General features: G+C 67.9%; 20 protein-coding genes. 15 read left to right on the forward strand and 5 right to left on the reverse strand.

The window, feature by feature from the left end:
• Nucleotides 1-32 precede the first annotated feature (32 nt).
• Nucleotides 33-410, reverse strand: a complete 378-nt coding sequence (locus ACFXNW_RS04560) for a PH domain-containing protein (protein ID WP_163826314.1) — start codon at nt 408-410, stop codon at nt 33-35.
• 212 nt (nt 411-622) lie between these two features.
• Between ACFXNW_RS04560 and purD the strand changes: the two genes are divergently transcribed.
• The gene (gene purD, locus ACFXNW_RS04565; protein WP_379415830.1) at nt 623-1894 is read left to right on the forward strand and encodes a phosphoribosylamine--glycine ligase; all 1272 of its coding nucleotides are present in this window, start codon (nt 623-625) and stop codon (nt 1892-1894) included.
• A gap of 272 nt (nt 1895-2166) precedes the next feature.
• Here the strand turns inward: purD and ACFXNW_RS04570 are convergent, their stop codons facing one another.
• A complete protein-coding gene (locus ACFXNW_RS04570; protein ID WP_379415831.1) occupies nt 2167-3564 on the reverse strand; it encodes a M23 family metallopeptidase in 1398 nt (465 codons plus the stop codon).
• A gap of 54 nt (nt 3565-3618) precedes the next feature.
• Here ACFXNW_RS04570 and ACFXNW_RS04575 point away from each other — a divergent pair, with 54 nt between their 5' ends.
• The 10 genes from ACFXNW_RS04575 (at nt 3619) to ACFXNW_RS04620 (ending at nt 15263) form a co-directional block, all read left to right on the forward strand.
• Nucleotides 3619-4776, forward strand: coding sequence for a pyridoxal phosphate-dependent aminotransferase (locus ACFXNW_RS04575; RefSeq protein WP_379415832.1), 1158 nt, complete (start codon nt 3619-3621; stop codon nt 4774-4776).
• Between the two features lie 148 nt (nt 4777-4924).
• Nucleotides 4925-5557 carry a TetR/AcrR family transcriptional regulator gene (locus tag ACFXNW_RS04580; RefSeq protein WP_379415833.1) on the forward strand — a complete coding sequence of 211 codons (633 nt, stop codon included), beginning with the start codon at nt 4925-4927 and terminating at the stop codon, nt 5555-5557.
• Between the two features lie 11 nt (nt 5558-5568).
• The gene (gene purB / locus ACFXNW_RS04585) at nt 5569-6990 is read left to right on the forward strand and encodes an adenylosuccinate lyase (protein ID WP_379415834.1); all 1422 of its coding nucleotides are present in this window, start codon (nt 5569-5571) and stop codon (nt 6988-6990) included.
• An 8-nt stretch (nt 6991-6998) separates the two neighbouring features.
• Nucleotides 6999-7421 carry an HIT family protein gene (locus tag ACFXNW_RS04590; protein ID WP_379415835.1) on the forward strand — a complete coding sequence of 141 codons (423 nt, stop codon included), beginning with the start codon at nt 6999-7001 and terminating at the stop codon, nt 7419-7421.
• A gap of 142 nt (nt 7422-7563) precedes the next feature.
• The gene (locus ACFXNW_RS04595; protein ID WP_379415836.1) at nt 7564-8523 is read left to right on the forward strand and encodes an alpha/beta hydrolase; all 960 of its coding nucleotides are present in this window, start codon (nt 7564-7566) and stop codon (nt 8521-8523) included.
• 198 nt (nt 8524-8721) lie between these two features.
• A complete protein-coding gene (locus ACFXNW_RS04600) occupies nt 8722-10911 on the forward strand; it encodes a S9 family peptidase (RefSeq protein WP_379415837.1) in 2190 nt (729 codons plus the stop codon).
• A 148-nt stretch (nt 10912-11059) separates the two neighbouring features.
• The gene (locus tag ACFXNW_RS04605) at nt 11060-11761 is read left to right on the forward strand and encodes a DUF2334 domain-containing protein (RefSeq protein ID WP_379415838.1); all 702 of its coding nucleotides are present in this window, start codon (nt 11060-11062) and stop codon (nt 11759-11761) included.
• 206 nt (nt 11762-11967) lie between these two features.
• Nucleotides 11968-13386 carry an APC family permease gene (locus ACFXNW_RS04610; protein ID WP_379415839.1) on the forward strand — a complete coding sequence of 473 codons (1419 nt, stop codon included), beginning with the start codon at nt 11968-11970 and terminating at the stop codon, nt 13384-13386.
• Between the two features lie 73 nt (nt 13387-13459).
• Entirely contained in the window at nt 13460-13897 is a 438-nt protein-coding gene (locus ACFXNW_RS04615) for a hypothetical protein (protein ID WP_379415840.1), read from the forward strand.
• A gap of 7 nt (nt 13898-13904) precedes the next feature.
• A complete protein-coding gene (locus ACFXNW_RS04620; RefSeq protein WP_379415841.1) occupies nt 13905-15263 on the forward strand; it encodes a dipeptidase in 1359 nt (452 codons plus the stop codon).
• 65 nt (nt 15264-15328) lie between these two features.
• Here ACFXNW_RS04620 and ACFXNW_RS04625 read toward each other — a convergent pair whose 3' ends face one another.
• Nucleotides 15329-15973, reverse strand: coding sequence for an MBL fold metallo-hydrolase (locus ACFXNW_RS04625; protein WP_379415842.1), 645 nt, complete (start codon nt 15971-15973; stop codon nt 15329-15331).
• 162 nt (nt 15974-16135) lie between these two features.
• Here ACFXNW_RS04625 and purS point away from each other — a divergent pair, with 162 nt between their 5' ends.
• The 3 genes from purS to ACFXNW_RS04640 all read left to right on the forward strand — a co-directional run bounded on the left by purS (nt 16136) and on the right by ACFXNW_RS04640 (nt 18606).
• Nucleotides 16136-16372: a phosphoribosylformylglycinamidine synthase subunit PurS gene (gene purS, locus ACFXNW_RS04630; protein ID WP_036532785.1), complete on the forward strand. Its 237-nt coding sequence runs from the start codon at nt 16136-16138 to the stop codon at nt 16370-16372.
• Complete coding sequence (purQ, locus tag ACFXNW_RS04635; RefSeq protein WP_379415843.1) at nt 16369-17046, forward strand: phosphoribosylformylglycinamidine synthase subunit PurQ; 678 nt, start codon at nt 16369-16371, stop codon at nt 17044-17046. Before purS ends, purQ begins: the two co-directional genes overlap by 4 nt.
• A 261-nt stretch (nt 17047-17307) precedes the next feature.
• Nucleotides 17308-18606 carry a M18 family aminopeptidase gene (locus ACFXNW_RS04640; protein ID WP_379415845.1) on the forward strand — a complete coding sequence of 433 codons (1299 nt, stop codon included), beginning with the start codon at nt 17308-17310 and terminating at the stop codon, nt 18604-18606.
• On the opposite strand, the gene ACFXNW_RS04645 is transcribed toward ACFXNW_RS04640, so the two are convergent.
• A complete protein-coding gene (locus ACFXNW_RS04645; RefSeq protein ID WP_379415847.1) occupies nt 18555-19901 on the reverse strand; it encodes a glycosyltransferase 87 family protein in 1347 nt (448 codons plus the stop codon). The genes ACFXNW_RS04640 and ACFXNW_RS04645 overlap by 52 nt on opposite strands.
• A gap of 153 nt (nt 19902-20054) precedes the next feature.
• Between ACFXNW_RS04645 and purL the strand changes: the two genes are divergently transcribed.
• The gene (gene purL / locus ACFXNW_RS04650; RefSeq protein ID WP_379415848.1) at nt 20055-22376 is read left to right on the forward strand and encodes a phosphoribosylformylglycinamidine synthase subunit PurL; all 2322 of its coding nucleotides are present in this window, start codon (nt 20055-20057) and stop codon (nt 22374-22376) included.
• Nucleotides 22377-22469: 93 nt separating this feature from the next.
• Here the strand turns inward: purL and ACFXNW_RS04655 are convergent, their stop codons facing one another.
• Nucleotides 22470-22760 (reverse strand): YiaA/YiaB family inner membrane protein, encoded by a 291-nt coding sequence (locus tag ACFXNW_RS04655; RefSeq protein WP_379415850.1) that lies wholly within the window; start codon nt 22758-22760, stop codon nt 22470-22472.
• Between the last annotated feature and the right edge of the window lie 44 nt (nt 22761-22804).

Here is a 22804-nt window from a genome sequence, read left to right on the forward strand (position 1 = left end):
ACGCGCACCGGTGACGGTCGGAGCGCTGCCGCCTACACCGCGACGAAATGCGACAGCATGCCCTGCACCTCGTAGATGTCGACCTGCCGGTTGAACTTCTTCTGCAACGGCGTGGAGCTGCCCGCGATCCAGATGGCCAGCTCGGCATCGAGGTCGAAGGTGCCCGCGGTCTCCACCGAGAAATGAGTGATCGAGCGGTAGGGGATGCTGTGGTAGCTCACCTTGCGGCCGGACATGCCCTGCTTGTCGACCAGGATCAGCCTGCGGTTGGTGAACAGGATGGCATCGCGGATGAGCAGGTAGGCGGCATAGATCTGCTCACCGTTGCCGAGGAGCTTGGCGTATTCCTGCTGGGCCTGGCCGGGATCGATCCGCCCGGCGTTGCCCATGATTCCGTCCATCAGACCCATGGCCCGCACATCCTCGCGTGCTCGGGTGGGGGAGCGCCCCCCACTTCGGTTGTCTCCAACCATCATCCACGGCGTTGCCGCGCGCAGTCGGCGCTATGGACGGGACCCGCGCCGTCCAGGGTGAATGGGCGTTCGCGCGCGAGGGCGCCGGGTGCCGCGAGCCGCGAACCTGACACGCGGAGCGGGACCGATGCACCTATAAGCTGTCTGCCGTGCGCGTACTCGTCATCGGTTCCGGAGCCCGTGAACATGCCCTTGTCCTCGCCCTGCGTCGCGACCCCGCGGTGCAGGCAGTGGTGGCCGCACCGGGTAATGCGGGCATTGCCCAGCACGCGCAGATCCGTCCGGTCGATCCCAGCTCCGCCGAGGCCGTGGTCGCGCTGGCCACCGAGCTGGCCGCCGACCTGGTTGTGATCGGCCCCGAGGTGCCGCTGGTGCTCGGCGTCGCCGACGCGGTGCGGGCCGCGGGGATCGCCTGTTTCGGCCCGTCCGCCGCCGCTGCCCGGATCGAGGGCTCGAAGGCGTTCGCCAAGGATGTGATGGCCGCCGCGGGTGTGCGCACCGCGCACAGCGAGATCGTCGACAATCCGGCCGAGCTGGATGCCGCACTGGACCGCTTCGGACCGACCTGGGTGGTCAAGGACGACGGGCTGGCCGCCGGTAAGGGCGTGGTGGTCACCGCCGACCGGTCCGCCGCCCGCGATCACGGCGCCGAACTGCTGGAACAAGGTCATCCGGTGCTGCTCGAGTCGTTCCTGGACGGTCCAGAGGTTTCCCTGTTCTGCCTGGTCGACGGTGAGACGGTGGTGCCGCTGCTGCCCGCGCAGGACCATAAGCGCGTCGGCGACGGCGATACCGGACCCAACACCGGCGGCATGGGCGCCTACACCCCGCTGCCCTGGCTGCCCGAAGACACCGCACGCGCGATCGTCACCGATGTGGTGGAGCCGGTCGCCGCGGAGATGGTGCGCCGCGGCAGTGGCTTCTCCGGGCTGCTCTACGCCGGGCTGGCCATCGGCGCCGAAGGCCCGGCCGTTGTCGAGTTCAACTGCCGTTTCGGTGACCCGGAAACCCAGGCCGTGCTTGCCCTGCTCGACAGCCCGCTCGGCGAGCTGCTCTACGCCACCGCCACCGCCACCCTGTCCCAGGTGCAGCCGCCGCGCTGGCGCGATGGTTCGGCGATCACCGTGGTGGTCGCCGCCGAGAACTACCCCGGCCGTCCCCGGCTCGGTGACGTCATCACCGGTGCAGGTGAGAACTCGGCCGACGACGCCGCCACGGTGCTGCACGCCGGTACCGCGCAGCGTGAGGACGGTGCGCTGGTCTCCGCCGGTGGGCGCGTGCTCAGCGTCGTCGGCACGGGCACCGACCTTGCAGCCGCACGCACTGCCGCCTACGAGCGGATTGCCGGCATCAAGCTTCCGGGCAGCCACTACCGGACTGATATCGGCCTTGCCGCCGTCGAGGATCGCATCAGCGTGTAGTCGAGCGGGCGCCCGCGTGGTTCAACACCGCCACGGCTCTGCGTCGGATGAGTTCCGGTCGGTCCCGCGATGTCGTCCGATCCGCAGCGCGGGTGTGGTTTCGGGCCGGGACACCGTGATCTCGGTCGGGGCGCTGTGGTGTCGGTCGAGCCTTCGGCACGGATCGAAGAAGGGCGGATCCAACCGGGCAGCGGCCCGCAGTTGTGCCGAATCCCGTCCGGATCCCGGCGCGCCGCGCGGTTGTCCAGCGAGCCGAGCCGTCAGTTCACCGCTCAGCTGTAGGTGAGCCCGTGTAGCGCCAACCAGCGCTGCGGGTCGACGTGTTGCCCGCCGACGATGACCTCGAAGTGCAGGTGGGGGCCGGTGGAATCGCCACGGTTGCCCATGCGGGCGATCTGCATGCCCGCCGGGACGCGTTCGCCGACGGAGACGAAGAAGTCGTACATGTGGCCGTAGACGGAGATGCTGCCGTCGTCGTGGCGGATGCGAACCCAGAGGCCGAACCCCTGTGCCGGGCCCGCGTCGATGACGGTGCCGTTGGCGACCGCGTAGATCGGGGTGCCGATCGGACCGGCGACGTCGATGCCGTTGTGGAAGGTGCCCCACCGCGACCCGAACCCGGAGGTGAACGCGCCGATCGCGGGCAGGACGAAGCCGCCCGCGCCCGGCGCGATGCCGCCGGGCAGCACGGTGCCGGGGATCATCGAGACCGCGGGCGGTGGTGGGGCGCCCATCCACGGCTGCCGTTCGCCGGACGCTGCCGCCGCCGCTTCATTCCTCGCGCGCTCCAGGGTGGCGCGGGCCGCAGCGGCCACAACTGCCTGTTCACGCAGGCGTTCGCCGTGGTCGACGGCATCGAGGTAGCGCCGCACCGACGGTGTGGTCGTCTGCATCTGCCAGGGGTAGGCCACCGCGATCCGCTGCACCTGCCCCGGCGCGGGCCCGCTGTCGGTGACCATGCCGAGGAAGGTGGAGTCCGCCGCCGCGAACAACGCGACCACCGTGACCCCGCCGATCAGCACCCGGTGTTTGCGCAGGGTGGCGCGCACCTCGTCACCGGTCGGGCGCTTGGCCAGCAGCTCCTGAATGTCATCGCGGGACGGCCGCTTCCGGGTCAGCTCACGGACCCGCTCGACATGCGGCCCGATGAAGGCACGCAGCCCAGGCCGCTTTCCCTCGCCTCGCGTCCGCCAATCCGGTGCGAGCACGACCCCGCCCACCATGGGCACGTCTTTCAAGCGCTCGGATGCGGGGATGTCGGCTTCGCCGTCCCCGGGCGCGCGGGACTCGGCGGCTGCGAGGGCGCTCGCCTCATTACCGCCTGCTGCCGATTCCGAGTCCGCGTCATCGCCCGGTGCGCTCGCTTCGGACCCGGCGGCCGTGGCGGATCCAGTGCTTCTGGTCTCGTCCGGTTCGGCGGTCGGTTCGCTGTCCGGGAAGTCGAGGTCGGGTTCCGAGGGCTCGACGACGGTGGTCGCGACCGCCCGCCGGTTTCGGCGCAGCCGGGGAAACCGCAGTGCGCGGGAGCGGGTGATGGTCACGGGCGTGTCATCGGCGGAGTCGGTGCGGCGCTGTTCGCCGAGCCCGGTCTCGTCGGCCGCGCGGCCGTCGGTGGCGGGCTCTTCGACGGAGTCCTGGTCGAGTGTCGACCGGGGGGCCTTCTCGAGCATCAGGTGCGACCATATCGCCCGACAGCGGTGAGCGTGTGCTCTACCGTCTGTCGGGTGTTCACAGAATCTCGGCGGTCGACCATTCCACCTTTTTACGTGATGGATGTCTGGAAAGCCGCAGCGGAACGAGCCAGGACGCACGGCGATGTGCTGGTGCTGGCGGCCGGGCAGCCGTCGACGCCCGCGCCCGCGCCGGTGCTGCGCGCGACCAAGGCCGCGATCGACGCCGAATTGCTAGGCTACACCGAAACTTTCGGCATCCTGCCGTTGCGTGAGGCGATTGCCGAACACCACCGCGACACCTACGGCTATCCGGTCGACCCCGACGATGTGGTGGTGACGACCGGTTCCTCCGGTGCGTTCACCCTCATCTTCTTGGCCGCCTTCGACCCCGGCGACACCGTGGTGGTGGCTCGTCCCGGCTATCCGGCCTACCGCAACACCTTGACCGCGCTCGGTTGCCGGGTGGTGGAACTCGACTGCGGCGCAGAGACCCGCTTCCAGCCCACCGTCGCCATGCTCGACGCGCTGCCCGAACCGCCGAAGGGCTTGGTGGTGGCCAGTCCGGCCAACCCGACCGGCACCATGATCGACCCCGATGAACTCGCCGCCGTCGCCCGCTGGTGCGAGGACAACGGCACCCTGCTGATCTCCGACGAGATCTACCACGGCATCACCTACGGCGGGGAGCGCACCGCGTCGGCGTGGGAGACCTCGCGCGAGGCAGTGGTGATCGGCTCGGTGTCGAAATACTTCTCGATGACCGGCTGGCGGCTGGGCTGGATGCTCGCCCCGACCGGCATGCGCCCCGCGCTGCAACGACTGGCCTCGAACATGACCGTCTGCCCGCCCGCCATCTCGCAATACGCGGCGCTGCACGCCTTCGGCGCTGAGTCCAAAACCGAACTCGACGGCCACGTCCGCCGCTACGCCACCAACCGGAAACTGCTGCTCGACGGCCTCGCCGAACTGGGCATCACCGATCTGGCACCGGCCGACGGCGCCTTCTACGCCTACGCCGATATCGCCGATCTCACCAGTGATTCCCGCGCCTGGTGCGCCGAGGTGCTCGAGCACACCGGCGTCGCGCTGGCACCCGGACTCGATTTCGACACCGTCGCCGGGAACCACACCGTGCGCTTCTCCTTCGCCGGCGCGACCGCCGACATCGAAGCCGCGCTGCTGCGCCTAGCTGACTTCCTGCGACGCTGAGCACTAACCAAGCGGTCGAAGATAGTGTCCGGCAACAACTTCGCACAGTACGACACCATCGCCGCGCGGATGCGGTAAAAACATCGGTGGCTGCTAAATCCTTCCGATTCCGCACGGATGAACTGATGATGACTGGCACGATGGCACGGTGATAACCGCGACGACCCCGAAAGGCGAACGGCGTCGCCAAGCTCTGGTAGCAGCTGCTGCCGAGCTCCTACTCGAAGGTGGGTTCGATGCGGTAAGACACCGCTCCGTCGCGACACGGGCCGAGTTACCCCTTGCGTCCACGACGTACTACTTCGAATCGCTGGAAGATCTGATCGCCAGGGCGGTCGAGTTCAGCGGTAATGCGGAGCTGGAGGCGATGCGCCGCAGGATCGGCGAGGTGAGCCACCGCCGACGCGGCGCCGAGGCCACCGTCGAGCTGGTCCTCGACCTTTTGATCGGTACCGATAGCCAGGACGAGGACGCGCGCGGGCAGCTGATCGCCCGCTACGAGCGCACGGTCGCCTCCGCCCGGCATCCCGAGCTGCGTGAAGTGCAACAACGACTACGTGCCCAACTCGACGATCTCCTTGCCGATGTGCTGCGTCGCTCCGATCGGGTGGTACGGCAGGAGCAGCTGCGCAGACTGGTCGCGGTGGTCGACGGTGCGGTGGTCGCGGCACTGACCGAACGCGACCCGCAGCCGCGGCGGATGGCCCGCGGCGCGCTGCTGGAAGTGATCGACATCGTCGCTCCCGCGACGCCCAGCAGGTCGACAGGTTCCGAGCACTAGACTGACCGGACGTGAGCCTCGTCCCGAACGTCCTAGCCACCCGCTACGCCAGCCCCGGGCTGGTGCATCTGTGGTCCCCCGAGAACAAGATCGTGCTCGAGCGGCGGCTGTGGCTGGAGGTGCTGCGGGCGCAGGCCGAGCTCGGCATCGACGTGCCCGACGGTGTCGTCGCCGACTACGAGCGCGTCATCGACCAGGTCGACCTGGCTTCCATCGCCGAACGTGAGCGCGTCACCCGCCACGATGTGAAGGCCAGGATCGAGGAGTTCAACGCTCTCGCCGGGCACGAGCACGTGCACAAGGGCATGACCAGCCGCGACCTCACCGAGAACGTCGAACAGCTGCAGATCCGGCTCTCGCTCGAGCATGTGCACTCCCACGGTGTCGCGATCGCCGCCCGACTGGCCGAACGCGCCGCCGAATATCAGGTGCTGGTGATGGCGGGCCGTTCGCACAACGTCGCCGCCCAGGCCACCACCCTCGGCAAGCGGTTCGCCTCCGCCGCCGACGAGCTGCTGATCGCGCTGACCCGGCTGCGTGAGCTGATCGACCGCTACCCGCTGCGCGGGATCAAGGGCCCGATGGGCACCGCCCAGGACATGCTCGACCTGCTCGGCGGCGACGCGAACAAGCTGGCCACCATGGAACAGCAGGTGGCGCGCCATCTCGGCTTCGCCACTGTGCTGACCAGTGTCGGCCAGGTGTACCCGCGCTCGCTGGACCACGATGTGCTCTCGGCGCTGGTGCAGGTGGGCGCAGGGCCGTCGTCGTTCGCGCACACCATCCGGCTGATGGCGGGCCACGAGCTGGTCACCGAGGGCTTCCAGCCCGGCCAGGTCGGCTCCTCGGCTATGCCGCACAAGATGAACACCCGGTCCTGCGAGCGCGTCAACGGCCTGCAGGTGGTGCTGCGCGGCTACGCGTCGATGGCCGCCGAGCTGTCGGGCGCGCAGTGGAACGAGGGCGACGTGTTCTGCTCGGTGGTGCGCCGCGTCGCGCTGCCGGACGCCTTCTTCGCCATCGACGGCATGATGGAGACCTTCCTGACGGTGCTGGCCGAGTTCGGCGCCTACCCGGCCGTCATCTCCCGCGAACTGGACCGCTACCTGCCATTCCTTGCCACCACCCGCATCCTCATGGCGGCCGTGCGCACCGGCGTCGGCCGTGAGACCGCACACGAGGTCATCAAGGAACACGCGGTGGCCGTCGCGCTGGCGATGCGTGAGCAGGGTCGCGAACCCGATCTGCTCGATCGCCTGGCAGGCGATTCCCGGATGCCGCTGGACCGGGAGGCGCTCGACGCCGCCCTTGCGGACAAGTCGGCGTTCATCGGCGCTGCCGGTGCGCAGGTCGGTGATGTGGTGGCGCAGGTGGACAAGCTCGTCGCCGCGTATCCCGAGGCTGCTCGCTACACGCCGTCGCCGATTCTCTGAGAGGGCGGGTGAATCCGTACACGATCTTCGCCGACATCATCGCCGGGAGGGAACCGGCCAGCCGCGTCTACGAGGACGATGACGTCATCGCGTTCATGGATATCCGTCCGTTGACGCCAGGGCATCTGCTGGTGGTGCCCAAGGTGGCCGCGCGCAGCCTGGAGGAGCTCGATCCGGAGATCGGCGGCAAGCTGTTCCGGGTCGCGCAGATGCTCGCTGCCGCCCTGCGGACCAGCGAGGTGGGGTGCGAAGGGGTGAACTTCTTCCTGGCCGATGGAGTTACCGCAGGTCAAGAGGTATTTCATGTGCATCTGCAGGTCATCCCACGCACGATCGGGGACGGTTTCGGGCTGAAGGCGAGACCGACCACTCCGCACCGGGCGGATCTCGATTACCTCGCGGGTGCCATCAGGGGTGCGTTGAATCGCTGACCCCTCACCTGGGTAACACACGTGAAAGCGGTTACGTACCGGGCAGTTTGCTGCCGAAACGCCGAATCTTCAAATGACCGCCGACAACTCGTGCCTGGGTTAGTTTAGAGGGCCATTGTCATGCGCTGATACAGGAGGGGAAGTGCGTAGAGCAAGAATTGCTGCCGTGGTGCTGGCATTCGCGGCGGCACTGATCGGCCCGGCGGTGGTGTCACCCGCGCCGGCGTCGGCGGCCCGCCTGGTCCGCGTCGACGAGCTGAGCCCCACCCGATCGGCGATATTCGTCGAATCCGCAGCGATGGGCCGCACGATCCAGGTGCAGGTCCTGCACCCGGCCGGCGGCGGATCGCGGGCCTCGTACTACCTGCTCGACGGACTCGACCCCGGCGTCGGCCAGAGCACCTGGACCAATGCCACCGACGCCGAACGCTTCTTCTCCGGCCGCAACGTGAACGTGGTGCTCCCGGTCGGCGGCCAGGCCAGCTACTACACCGACTGGATCCACGACGACCCCCGCTTCGGCCGGTACAAGTGGGAGACCTTCCTGACTCAGGAGCTGCCGCCGATCATCGACGCCCAGTTCAACGGCAACGGGGTCAACGGCATCGGCGGCCTGTCCATGGGCGGTAACGCGGCCTTCATCCTCGCCGCCCGCCATCCCGCGCTGTATCGCGCCGTCGCCGGGTACAGTGCCTGCCCCGACACCGCTATGGCGCAGGGTGCGGTGATGTTCTCGGTCGCCAATCGGGGCGGCAACCCGCTCAATATGTGGGGGCCGCCCGGCAGCCCCGCCTGGGCCGCACACGATCCCGCGCTGATGCTGGAACAGCTGCGCGGCAAGACCCTCTACCTGTCCACCGGCACCGGCATCCCGGGCCCGCACGAGGCCGAGATCAAGCCGCAGCTGGCGGAGAACATCTTCCTCGGCGGCCCGGTCGAGCTCGGCGTGAACCTGTGCACCGTCGCCTTCGAGCAGCGGTTGCGTGCCGCCGGAATTCCGGCCCGGATCGATTACAGCCCCGTCGGCACCCACTCCTGGTCGTACTGGCAGGACACGCTGCACGCCTCCTGGTCCACCATCGGACCCGCGCTCGGCGCCTGAGCCCCAGCATTCGGCGTTCGATCAACCGGCCCCGGCGCATATGAGCGCCGGGGCCGGTTCGCGCCACTCACCCTGTGCCGTCCACCCCGGTGTGCGACAGTTCCGACGCACGGTCGACACCGAGATCCTGGCTCGGCGCCGGGCTGCGGCCGAATCCGGGCGGGCGGTGTACCGGCGACCCCGGCTACGGTGGTGCGCATGGCTCTCGACAGTGGTAGCGGATCGACAACCGACGACCAGACGGTGACGGCGCCGATCGCCAAGACGGTGCCCCTCGAGCGGGTGCACCACGACGACGTCTTCGTCGACGAATACGAGTGGCTGCGGGACAAGGAAAGCCCCGAGGTCATCGCCTACCTGGAGGCGGAGAACGCCTACACCGAGTCGCGGACCTCGCATCTGCGCCCGCTGCGGGACAAGATCTTCGACGAGATCAAGGCCAGGACGCTGGAGACCGACCTGTCGGTGCCCACCCGCGTCGGCGACTACTGGTACTACTCGCGCAGCTTCGAGGGCAAGCAGTACGGCGTGCACTGCCGGTGCCCGATCGACGCCGACGCCACGGGTATTTATGCCTGGACCCCACCCCAGCTGGACGTCGACACCGAGATCCAGGGCGAACAGGTCCTGCTGGACAGCAACGCCCTCGCCGAAGGCCACGACTTCTTCGCCCTCGGTGCCTTCTCGCTCAGCTACGACGGCAACCTGCTCGCCTACTCGGTCGACACCGCGGGCGACGAACGCTACACATTGCGCTTCAAGGATCTGCGCACGGGCGAGCTGCTCGGTGACGAGATCCCGCGTACCGCGCCGGGCGCCACCTGGTCGCTGGACGGTACCCACGTCTTCTATCAGACCGTCGACGAATCCTGGCGCCCCGACACCGTCTGGCGCCACCGCCTCGGCACCGCGACCGACGCGGACGCGAAGGTCTTCCACGAGCCCGACGAACGCTACTGGGTCAGTGTCGGAGCGACCCGCTCGGAGAAGTACCTGATGATCTGGGTCGGCTCCAAGATCACCACCGAGGGCTGGGTGCTGGAATCGGACAACCCGGAGGGTGAATTCCGGGTGCTGCTGCCGCGCCGCGAAGGCGTGGAGTACGCCGCCGAACATGCCGTGGTTGCGGGCCAAGACCGGTTCCTGATCCTGCACAACGACGTCATCGCCGAGGGTAAGCCGGGCGCGGGCGCGAAGGCGGAGAACTTCGTCCTCGCCGAGGCGCCGGTGGCCGATCCGGCGGAGATGACCGTGCTCATCGACCACCGCGACGATGTGCGCCTCGAGGACGTCGACGCTTTCGCCGGGCATCTGGTGCTCAGCTACCGGCGCGAAGCGCTGACCCGCGTCGCGGTCTGGCCGCTCGGCCCGGACGGCTACGGCGAACTGCGCGAACTCGACTTCGGGCTGGAACTGTTCGCCGCCGGTGTCGGCGCGAGCCCGGAATGGACCCAGCCGACGCTGCGTCTTGGCGTCACCTCCTTCATCACACCGATGCAGGTGTTCGACTATGTGCCTGCCACCGGTGATCTGATGCTGCGCAAGGAGCAGCCGGTGCTTGGCGGCTACGACCCGAGTGACTATGAGCAACACCGGGATTGGGCGCTCGCCGAGGACGGCACCCGCATCCCGATCTCGGTGATCAAGCGCAAGGATCTCGACACCACCGCACCGAAGCCGTTGCTGCTCTACGGTTACGGGTCCTACGAGGCCAGCATGGACCCGTCGTTCTCGGTGTCGCGGCTGTCGCTGCTGGATCGGGGCATGGTGTTCGCGGTGGCGCATGTGCGCGGCGGTGGTGAGATGGGCAGGCTCTGGTACGAGAACGGTAAGACGCTCACCAAGAAGAACACCTTCACCGATTTCGTGGCCTGTGCCCGTCATCTCGTCGATAACGGCACCACCGCCGCCGATCGCATGATCGCCGACGGCGGCAGTGCCGGTGGTCTGCTGGTGGGTGCGGTGGCGAACCTGGCGCCGGAACTGTTCGCGGGCATCCTCGCCAATGTGCCGTTCGTCGACCCGCTGACCTCGATCCTGGATCCGTCGCTGCCGCTGACCGTCATCGAATGGGACGAGTGGGGTAACCCGCTGGCGGACAAGGACGTCTACGACTACATGAAGTCCTATTCGCCCTACGAGAACGTCGAGGCCAAGGACTATCCGGCCATTCTGGCGATCACCAGCATCAACGACACCCGCGTGCTCTACGTGGAGCCGGCCAAGTGGGTGGCCAAGCTGCGCGCCACCAAGACCGGCGACTCCCCGCTGCTGCTCAAGACCGAGATGAGCGCGGGCCACGGCGGCGTCAGCGGTCGCTACGAGAAGTGGAAGGAAGTGGCGTTCGAGTACGCATGGGTGCTCGATACCGTTGGTTCGGCCGCCTGATCCGGTCAGGCCCGGAGGAGGCAGCGAAGCGTCACCACGTAGGGCGCGGATCAGGTGTAATCGGGCACAGCCTGACCAGGTAAGGGAGTTCGTCGGGCGGTCATCCGGACAGCACGTCGAATACATCTGCGGCTGGCACCGTAGGTTCATGAACGCTGAGCTGATCGTGTCGGTTTCCGGTATCCGGGACACCACCCGGGACGCGGCGATCGAATTCGCCGCGGAGATGGATCGGCGTGACGTGCGGCTGTCGCTGCTGGTGGCGCCCCGGTTGAAGGGCAAGTACCGGCTGGTGAACGACCCGGCCACGCAGTCATGGCTGCGCGGCAGACGGGCCGAGGGTGACGCCATCGTCCTGCACGGCTACGACCAGGCCGCCACCAAGCGCAGGCGCGCGGAATTCTCGACCTTGCCCAAGCATGAGGCGCTGCTTCGGTTGACTGCCGCCGACCGGGTGCTAGAGCAGGTCGGCCTGCGCACCCGGTTGTTCGCCGCACCGCGCTGGGATGCGTCGGCGGGCGCGCTCGCGGCCCTGCCGCAGACGGGTTTCCGGCTCGCGCTCGGCCTGACGACCATGCTCGACCTGGAACGCAATACCGCCCAGAAATCCAGGGTGTACGGGATCGGCGAGGGGTTCCGCGCCGAACCGTGGTGGTGTCGCGCGCTGATCATGGGTGCGGCCCGCACCGCGCGTCGCGGTGGTGTGCTTCGCCTGGCCATTTCGGGTGCTCAGCTGGGTCGTTCCGGTCCGCGGCAGGCCGTGCTCGACGCCGTCGACCTCGCCCTCTACCACGGTGCGGTCAGCGACGTGTATCGCTGGGAACCGTTCACCGCGGCGCGGGCGGCATGAGACGCCGCCGCCCCGGTTGGGCGATCTAGGGGCGGCGGCGTCTACCTGCGCGGAGCGTGTTGTCACGATTTGGGTGATGGTTGCGTGTCAATAGCCTGAATCGACCCGATGACCTCACGGTTTCATGCCACAGTGGTCACGGCGGCGTGGTGTCGGCCGCTTCTGGATTGCTGTATCGGGCAGGACCGAGCAGGCAGGAGGGAGCGATGACCGCGACCACGACGAGCGCCACCGCCACCAAATACATCTCCTGGGTGACCTTGGCGCTGATGACCACCAGCTCGGTGGCCAGTCTGCGGTCGGCGCCGACCATGGCCGTCTACGGCCTGGCGTGTGTGTTCCTCTATCTCGTTCCCGCGCTGCTGTTCCTGCTACCGACCTCGCTGGTGGCGGCGGAACTGGCGTCGGGCTGGCAGGGCGGGGTGTACCGGTGGGTCGGCGACGGCCTGTCCAAGCCGCTCGGGTTCCTCGCGGTGTGGTGCCAATTCGCGATGACGATCTTCTACTACCCGAGCCTATTGGCCTACGTGGCAAGCACTTTCGCCTACATCATCCATCCGTCGCTTGCGGCCAACGGCGTGTATGTCGCGATCGTCATCATCACCGTCTACTGGGCGGGGGTGTACATCTCCTCGCAGGGCACCAAAACGGTGGCGGGTCTGTCGAGTATGGGTCTGGTGATCGGCACGTTGATCCCCGGCACTGTGCTGGTGCTGTTGGGATTGGTGTTCCTGGCGCAGGGCAATCCGTCCGCTGCGCCGATGGATGGCGACCATCTGCTCCCTGCCTGGGCGGGCCTGGCCAGTCTGGTGCTGATCGTGAACAACTTCCTCAGCTACGCGGGCATGGAGATGAACGCGGTGCACGTGTCCAGCCTGCGCAATCCCGGCCGCGAATTCCCCAGGGCGATGTTCATGGCCGCGGGTCTGGTCCTGCTGATCTTCATCCTGCCGGCCCTGGCGATCAGCTGGGTGGTGCCCGCGGCGAACCTGAGCCTGACCGCAGGCGTGATGCAGGCCTTCGACGGGTTTTTCGGGCATTTCGGGATCGACTTCCTGACCCCGATCGTCGGTATCGCGCTGGTCGCCGCGGCGTTGGGCGGGATGCTCACCTGGCTGGCGGGCCCATCGAAGGGGTTGCTGCTGATCGGGCGCTCCGAGGGTTACCTGCCACCGATCCTGACCAAGACGAATGCCCATGGCGTGCAACAGAACATGCTCGTCGCGCAGGGCGTGTTCACCACGCTGATCGCCTTGCTCTACGCATTCATCCCGAATGTCTCCAGTGCCTACTGGATTCTGTCGGTCATCACCACGCAGGTGTATCTGATCATGTACGTGCTGATGTTCGCGGCGGCTGTTCGATTGCGCCGCAATCAACCCGATCATCCGCGCGGTTATCGGGCGCCCGCTCTGGTCGGGTTGTGCGTGATGGGCGCAGTGTCGTCGGTGGCGGCGTTCATCATCGGGTTCGTACCGCCCTCGCAGTTCGGTGGCGGTAACACCCTCGTCTACGTGCTGATCGTCGGTGGCGGGCTCGGGATTGTCGGCCTGCTGATTCCGTATCTGTTCTATCGATTCCGGCGGGAGAGCTGGAAGATCGCGGCGCCGGAGGTGGCGGCATGATCGGGTCAGCGCCCGGAGGCGTCAGCCTGCGTCACCACGGAGGGCGCCCCGCTCATGCCAGAAAGGGCATGGCATGACGACCGGCGACGCGCCCGATCGCAAGCGGCGCATCATCTACATCACCACGATCGTGCTGCTGTGCACGTTCGCACTCTTCGGTCTCGCACAGTTCGACCGCATCCGCGACGATCACCAGGCCGATGTGCTGGCGGGACAACTACACGACCAGCTGGTCGCCGCGGGTCTGCCCGCACCCGACCCGCAGATCATCGCGAATTCGCTGGGCCGTGACGGTGGGATCGTGTGCCAGGACCCGTCCTCAGCGCTGATCAAGGCCCGATATCAGCAGTCGATCACCACCGGGGCGGGCGGACCGGGCCAGCGGCCGGTGATCGGTCCGAGCGATATGGTGCGGGCGGTGGAGCTGGCGATCGCCACCTATTGCCCGGAGCGGCTCGATGACTATCTGAATCAGGTGGGGGACATGAAGTTCGACGATACGACGAAGTGAAGGTGCCATGACCTCCGATGACACACGCGTATCCGACCTGCGTAAACGGGTCGCCGAACAGATGCCGCAGGCGCGAGCCGACCTCGCGCAGCTGGTTGGGCTGAAATCGGTGGCCGATCCGCGCCAGTTCCCGCCCGAGGAATGCGAACGCACCGCGTATTGGGTGGCCGACGCGTTCGCGGCGGTCGGGCTCACCCGGGTCGGCCTGCACGAAACACCCGACGGCAGTAAGGCCGTCATCGCCTCGCGCCCGGCCCCGCCTGGCGCGCCGACGGTGCTGCTGTACTGCCATTACGACGTGCAACCACCGCTCGACGATGCTGCCTGGCGGACCCCGGTGTGGGAACTCACCGAGAAGGACGGCCGCTGGTACGGGCGCGGTGCCGCCGATTGCAAGGGCAATATCGTCATGCACCTGACGGCGCTGCGGGCGCTGGGCACCGATCTGCCGGTGGGTGTCACGCTGGTTGCCGAGGGCTCGGAGGAGCAGGGGACCGGCGGGTTGGAGCGTTTCGTCGAGGCGAATCCGGATCTGCTGCGGGCGGACGCGATCCTGGTGTGCGACAGCGGGAACTTCGCGGTGGGCGTGCCGACGTTCACCGAAACGTTGCGCGGCAACGTCAATGTGGTGGTGACCGTGGAAACCCTTGCTGGGCCGTTGCATTCGGGCATGTTCGGCGGGGCGGCGCCGGATGCGCTCGCGGCGATGATCAAGCTGCTGGATTCGCTGCGCGACGAACATGGCAACACCACCGTCGATGGGCTCGCGAATGACGAAACCTGGTCCGGTGTGCAGTATCCCGAAGATCAGTTCCGCACCGATGCCGGTCTGCTCTCCGGTGTCGGCCTGCTCGGTGACGGCACCGTCGCCGACATGCTGTGGGCTCGCCCGGCGCTCACCGTTCTCGGCATCGACGCCCCCAAGGTGGTCGGTTCCTCGGCCGCGGTCCAGCCGATCGCCCGCGCCCGCCTCAACCTGCGCATTCCACCCGGCACCGACCCGGAGAAGGCCCACCAGGCCCTGGTTGCGCACCTGAAATCCCATACGCCGTGGCAGGCGAAACTCAATATCGAACTCGAATCCACCGGCGCCCCGTTCCGCTCCGGCCGCGGCGGCCCCGCCCGCGCCGCCATGGAATCGGCCCTAGCCACCGCCTACGGCCGCCCCGCCACCACCCAGGGCCAAGGCGGCTCCATCCCCCTGTGCAACGTCTTCGCCGACACCTACCCCGACGCCGAAATCATGCTGCTCGGCGTAGAAGAACCGCAGTGCCTCATCCACGCCCCCAACGAAAGCGTCGACCCCACCGAGATCGAACACCTCGCCCTGGCCGAAGCGCTGTTTCTGTCCTCCTACACCCGGTAGTGCGGGACGGCCTCTATCGGCGCGGATGGATTTCCACGGTCCAGTGCGGGGTGTGGAGGCGCGGTTCAGAACTCGGCGGAATCTTCCGGCTGGAGGACGCGGAATTCGGTTCCCGCCGGCCCCATTTCGGCGAGGCGGCCGAAGTAGATGCCTTGGGCTTCGGGGGCGATGATGCCGAAGTGGATGGGGATGGCGGTGCGGGGGGCGACGGCGCGGAGGTAGTCGACGGCTTCGCTGATGCGCATCCAGGGGGCGACGGCGGGGATGGCGAGGACGTCGACGGGGTTGGGTGGGACCCAGAGGGAGTCGCCGGGGTGGACGAGCTGGGCGGGGTCGGCGGGGGTGCCGAGTTGGAAGACGGTGTTGTCGATGACCGGGATGTCGGGATGGATGACGGCGTGGCGTCCGCCGCCGCCGGTGATGCGCAGGCCGTCCAGGTCGATGACGTTGCCCGCGTGCACCGCCTCCCACGCGCCGCCGCGCTGCTGAGCGGTCTGTGGATCGCTGAACAGGCGGGCCTGCGGGTTGGCCGCGATGAGCGCCTCGATCCGGTTCGGGTCGATATGGTCGGGATGCTGATGGGTGACGGCGATCGCGTCGAGGCCGGTGATGCCTTCGAAGCCGTGCGCGAAGGTGCCGGGATCGAACAGGACCTTTCTGCCGTGCAGCTCCACGAGGATGCAGGAATGACCGAAGTGGGCTATGCGCATACGGCCACGTTAGGCGCAGTTGCGAATACGCTCCAGCCTCTCGGTGAGTAAGGCTGTGGGACGCGCCACAACGGGCAGGACACAACCAACCCGCTACCGCGCCGGTCGTGCCCTACAACTACGCTGTTCAGGTAACCCCCACCACCACTCGAGGAGCAACGCGTGGCACGAGTCGTTGTCGAGGTGATGCCGAAGGCCGAGATCCTGGATCCGCAGGGTCAGGCCATTGTCGGTGCACTTCCGCGCCTGGGATTCCAGGGAGTCTCGGACGTCCGGCAGGGCAAGCGATTCGAACTCGAGGTCGGCGATGACGTCAGCGACGACGAACTCGCGCAGATCGCGGAATCGCTGCTGGCCAATACGGTCATCGAGGAGTGGAAGGTGGTCCGCGTCTCATGACATCGCGCATCGGGGTCATCACCTTTCCCGGCACGCTCGATGATGTGGACGCCGCCCGCGCGGTCCGGCTGGCCGGCGCCGAGGCGGTCGACCTCTGGCACGCCGACGCCGATCTGAAGCAGGTCGACGCCGTCATCGTGCCCGGTGGGTTCTCCTACGGCGACTACCTGCGAGCCGGTGCCATCGCCCGGTTCGCGCCGGTCATGGGCGAAGTCGTACGCGCCGCCGAAAACGGCATGCCGGTGCTCGGCATCTGCAACGGCTTCCAGGTGCTGTGCGAGGCCGGGCTGCTGCCCGGTGCGCTCACGCGCAACGAGGGCCTGCACTTCATCTGCCGTGACGAATGGCTGCGCGTGGACGCCGTCGACACCGCCTGGACCTCCCGCTACGAGCCTGGCGCCCAGATCCTGGTCCCGTTGAAGTCCGGTGAGGGCCGCTTCCAGGCATCCGACGCCGTGCTCGACGAGCTCGAGGGCGAGGGCCGCGTGGTGTTCCGCTATGCGGGCGACAACCCGAACGGTTCGCAGCGCGGTATCGCGGGCATCACTTCGGCCAACCGCCGCGTCGTCGGCTTGATGCCGCATCCGGAACACGCCACCGAGCCGCTCACCGGCCCGAGTGACGACGGGCTCGGCCTGTTCCTCTCGGTGCTGGACACGCTCGTCAGCGCCTGAGGTCACCGAGCGGTCAGCGGGCCGAATAGCCCGAACGACAGCTGCCGGACAATTACCTTTCGCCCACCTCTGAGCGACAACACGAAACGTTGTCGCTCAGAGGTGGGCGAAGTGTTCTCCTCGGTGGGAGCCGTTCCGCCTGCGGGAACGTAGCCGGGTTCGTGGACTCGGGCGCCCAGCGTCCGCATACCGGAATCACACCGCCACGATGGGCACTCGCGGCACGGACCCACGAACCGGCGCTGCGCATAGGATCGCGGTATGCCGGTTTCCTCCACCGCGGCTTCGGCCGCCGGGCTGTGTGCCTTCATCGATGAGTCGCCGTCACCGTTCCACGTGTGCCATACGGTCGCACAGGATCTCGACGAGCACGGATTCACCCGGCTCGACGAGACCTCGGTGTGGCCGACCGATGGGCGCGGACGCCATTACGTGGTGCGCGGCGGCTCGCTGGTGGCGTGGGCCGATCACGATCCCGAAGCGGCGGCGCCGTTCCGGGTGGTCGGCGCGCATACCGACAGCCCCAATCTGCGGGTCAAACAGCATCCGGATCTGAGTGCCGCGGGCTGGCAGCTGGTGGGTCTGGAACCCTACGGCGGTGCCTGGCTGAATTCGTGGCTCGACCGTGAGCTCGGCTTGTCCGGGCGGTTGAGCGTGCGTGAGGGAAACACCGTCGGACAGCGGCTGGTGCGCGTCAACGAGCCGATCCTGCGGGTGCCGCAGCTGGCGATCCACCTGTCCGAGGATCGGCGCGGAGTGACCCTCGACCCGCAGCGGCATGTGAACGCCATCTGGGGTGTCGGCTCCGAACCGCGCTCGTTCATCGCTTACGTCGCCGAGCATGCGGGCGTCGATCCGGACACAGTGCTCGGCTGGGAACTGATGACCCACGATCTGGACCCGAGCCGGTTGGTCGGCCGCGACCGAGATCTTGTCAGTGCGCCTCGCCTGGACAACCAGGGCACCTGCTACGCGGGCCTGCGCGCCTTCCTCGCCGCCATCGACACCCCCGGTGCGGCGGTACCGGTGCTGGCCATGTTCGACCACGAGGAAGTCGGCAGCCAGTCCGACCGCGGCGCGCAGTCGGATCTGCTGCCGACGGTGCTGGAACGAATCGTGCTGACTCGCGGCGGCGGCCGTGCCGAATACCTGGCGGCGCTGGCCGGTTCGATCTGCGCCTCCGGCGATATGGCACACGCGACCCACCCGAACTATCCGGACCGGCACGAACCCGCCCACCGCATCGAGATCAACGGTGGCCCCGTGCTCAAGGTGAATCAGAATCTGCGCTACGCCACCGATGCCACCGGCGCGGGCGCGTTCGCCCTCGCCTGCGATCAGGCCGGGGTGCCGCTGCAACGATATGTGCACCGCGCCGATCTGCCGTGCGGATCCACCATCGGCCCGATGACGGCCGCCCGCACCGGCATGCCCACCGTTGATGTCGGCGCGCCGCAGCTGGCAATGCATTCGGCCCGTGAGCTGATGGGCGCCGCCGATGTGGGGTCCTACGCCGCGGCGCTGGCCGCCTTCTTGACCCCGGAGACCGCGGGCCGATAGGTCAGCACGGCGACAACGAACACCGCGAACGTGGTGATCACGTAGCCGCTGCCGATGATCTGCTGCCACCAGGCCCAGTCGAGTTCGCGGTCGGCTTCATGGGGCAGCAGCCAGTGCGGGCCGATCAGGAACATCACCGTCATCGCGGCGACCGCGCCGATCAGCCAGGGATTGCGCCGGCCGCGGGCGATGGCGTCGGCGGTCAGCAGCAGTGCGGGCGCGACCCACACCCAGTGGTGCGACCAGGACACCGGCGAGACCAGCAGGATGGCGGCCGCGTTCACCATGAGCGCGGCCACCGACGCGCCGGCCACGATGAGCCTGCGCATCCACAGCGCCGCGAGGCCGATGGCGATCAGCGACAACGAGATCCAGATCACCGTGGCGAGCGAATCGGACACACCGAGCCGGAACGCGAAACCCTTCAGCGATTGGTTGCCCGCGTAATAGGGCGGGCCGATGCGGCCGGTGTCGGCGAGGGTGTGGAACCAGTACTCCACCGAATCGCTCGGGAAGATCAGGAACCCGAGCCCGACCGCGCCGATCGCGGAGACGACCAGCGTGCCCGCCGCCTTCCAGTCCTTGCGCAGCAGGAAATAGAGCAGATATCCGGCCGGGATCAGCTTCACCGAAACCGCGATGCCGATGAGCATGCCGCGCGGCCAGAAGGGCTTGCGCACCAAGCAGTCCAGGGCGACCGCGGCCATCAGGACCAGGTTGATCTGGCCGAAGGAGTAGGTCTGGCGCACCGGTTCGAAGAAGCCTGCCAGCGCGACCGCGGCAATGACGACGGCCAGCGCGCTCATCCGGTCCAATTCGGGACGGATCCGTGCCAGCACCAACCACAGTGTGATGCCGAGACTCAGCACCGACGTGGCCAACACCACGATCTCGGCCACGCCGAGCGGCATGAGCGCGAGCGGGGCGAAGAACAGCGCGGCCAGCGGGGGATAGGTGAACGGCAGTCCGATGCCGAACACCTTGGGCATGGGGCCGTAGAGGTCGCCGTCGTCGAGCCATACCCGCGCGCCGTTGCGGTAGACCTGCAGATCGATATAGCCGTCCCACCAGTGGACCAGGGGGGCGATGATCGCGTAGATCAAGAACAGCGCGATCGCACCGGCCAGCCAACGCATCTGGCGTGCGGACAGGCCGCCGGTGCCCGCGAGCGCTGCGCCAATGCCGAGCGCTCCGTCGTTGTTGGACGCTACGACATCGCCGTTCGAACCGGGGCGTGCGTCAGCGGTGGTGACGGGCTGCTCGGCCGGTTCCGCAACCCCCGATCGATCGTTCACCGGGACAGATTAGCGGGTACCCCTATGCCCCGGGGTCGGCCGGGTTTGCCCCGGCAGTAGTCGCGTTTGCCCCGGCAGTAGACTCGCAGGCGTATCTCGCGGCAATTCAGCAACTCGGCGCATCGCAGCGGCGGTCGTCTGGATTGTCTCCGCATGCCTGGCCGAAAGGACCCTGGTAATCCCGTGACTCCGCAGGTCGACACGGTCGCAACCGCAGCAGCCACTCCGGACATTCCGCAGCCGTACCTCGAGCTCGGGCTCAAGGATGACGAATACGCCCGGATCAAGGAGATCCTCGGTCGCAGGCCGACCGACGCCGAACTGGCGATGTACTCGGTGATGTGGAGCGAGCACTGCTCCTACAAGTCGTCGAAGGTGCATCTGCGCTACTTCGGCGAGACCACCACCGAGGAGATGCGCGCCTGCATGCTCGCCGGTATCGGTGAGAACGCGGGCGTGGTCGACGTCGGCGACGGCTGGGCGGTCACCTTCAAGGTGGAAAGCCACAATCACCCGTCCTACGTCGAGCCGTATCAGGGCGCCGCGACCGGCGTCGGCGGCATCGTGCGCGACATCATGGCGATGGGCGCTCGCCCGATCGCGGTGATGGATCAGCTGCGCTTCGGCGCCGCGGACGCCACCGATACCCGTCGCGTGGTCGACGGTGTGGTGCGCGGCGTCGGCGGCTACGGCAACTCGCTCGGGCTGCCGAACATCGGCGGCGAGACCGTCTTCGACGCCTCCTACCAGGGCAACCCACTGGTGAACGCGCTCTGCGCGGGTGTGATGCGGGTCGAGGATCTGCATCTGGCCTTCGCCTCGGGTACCGGCAACAAGATCATCCTGTTCGGCGCTCGGACCGGCCTCGACGGTATCGGCGGCGTCTCGGTGCTTGCCTCGGACACCTTCTCCGGCGACGAGTCCGGTGCCGGCCGCAAGAAGCTGCCGAGTGTGCAGGTCGGTGACCCGTTCACCGAGAAGGTGCTCATCGAGTGCTGTCTGGAGCTGTACGCCGCCAAGCTTGTCGTCGGCATCCAGGACCTCGGCGGCGCCGGGCTGTCGTGCGCCACCTCCGAGCTCGCGGCCGCCGGTGACGGCGGTATGCGCATCGAGCTCGACAAGGTTCCGCTGCGCGCCGCCGATATGACTCCGGCCGAGGTGCTGTCCAGCGAATCCCAGGAGCGCATGTGCGCGGTGGTGACGCCGGAGAACGTGGACGCGTTCATGGCCGTATGCCGCAAGTGGGATGTGCTGGCCACCGTGATCGGCGAGGTCACCGATGGTGAGCGCCTGATCGTCAGCTGGAACGGCGAGACCGTGGTCGACGTGCCGCCGCGCACCGTCGCCCACGAAGGCCCGGTCTACGAGCGCCCCGTGCAGCGCCCGGACTCCCAGGACGCGCTGATCGCCGACACCCCCGACACCCTGACTCGGCCCAAGACCGCCGACGAACTGCGCGCCACCCTGCTGCAGATGGTGTCGAGCCCGCAGTTGTGCAGCCGCAAGTGGATCACCGAGCAGTACGACCGCTACGTGCGCGGCAACACCGTGCTCGCCGACCACGCCGACGCCGGTGTCATCCGGATCGACGAGGAGACCGGCCGCGGTATCTCGCTGGCCACCGACGCCTCCGGCCGCTACACCAAGCTGGATCCCTACACCGGCGCCCAGCTCGCGCTGGCCGAGGCGTACCGCAACGTCGCCACCACCGGCGCCACCCCGAAGGCCGTCACCAACTGCCTGAACTTCGGCTCGCCGGAGGACCCGGGCGTGATGTGGCAGTTCCAGCAGGCGGTGCGCGGTCTGGCCGACGGCTGTGTGGAACTCGGCATCCCGGTCACCGGCGGCAATGTCAGCTTCTACAACCAGACCGGCCAGGACGCCATCCTGCCGACGCCGGTGGTCGGCGTTCTCGGCGTCATCGACGATGTGCACCGCCGTATCCCGACCGGCCTCGGTCTCGAGCCCGGCGAGACGCTGATCCTGCTCGGTGACACCCACGACGAGTTCGGTGGGTCGATCTGGTCGCAGGTCGCCCACGATCATCTGGGTGGTGTCCCGCCCAAGGTCGACTTCGCCAGGGAGCGGCTGCTGTCGGAGGTGCTGACCGCGGGTTCCCGCGACGGCATGATCAGCGCCGCTCACGACCTTTCCGAGGGCGGTCTCGCCCAGGCGGTGGTCGAGGCGGCGCTGGCCGGCGAGACCGGTTGCCGCATCCTGCTTCCCGAGGACGCCGACCCGTTCGTCGCACTGTTCTCCGAATCGGCCGGCCGGGTGCTCGTCGCCGTGCCGCGGTCGGAGGAGACCAGGTTCACCCGCATGTGCACCGCCCGCGAACTGCCGTGGGTGCGTATCGGTGTGGTCGACCAGGGTGCGGATTCGATCGAGGTGCAGGGTCAGTTCTCGGTGCCGCTGAGCGAACTGCGCGAAGCGCACGAAGCCACCCTGCCCAAGCTGTTCGGCGCCGCCGTCTGAGCCGAGTCCCGCTGGGACCGAACACGACACGACACTCACCCCGTCCGTACCCGGACCCCTCGTGATCACCGGGCCCGGGCGGGGTGAGTTCTTTCAAGCGACAGACTTGAACGGATCGTGCTCGGCGATCAGCTTCTCCATCCGCGCATCGTCGAGGCGCCCGCGGATGGAGTCCGACTCGTGCTTGTCCCTGACGACTTTGGCCAGAGTGAATGTGCTGGTCACCAGGAACAGAACGGTCATGGCGAGGAATCCGCGCTGCCACTGATCCAACGGCAGATAGAAGATTCCGACGCCCGCCCCGAACAAGCTGATGCCGAACGCGATCGCGGCCTGGGCGATGTAGGCCGAGGTGGTTTTCGGCTGTGCGTTTGGTGTACTCATGGTTATCGAGTGTGCTGCGCCGGGGGGCGGCGGCAACCGGGTAC

Origin of the sequence: Nocardia sp. NPDC059180 (assembly GCF_042754945.1) — a bacterium.
Lineage (GTDB): Bacteria > Actinomycetota > Actinomycetes > Mycobacteriales > Mycobacteriaceae > Nocardia.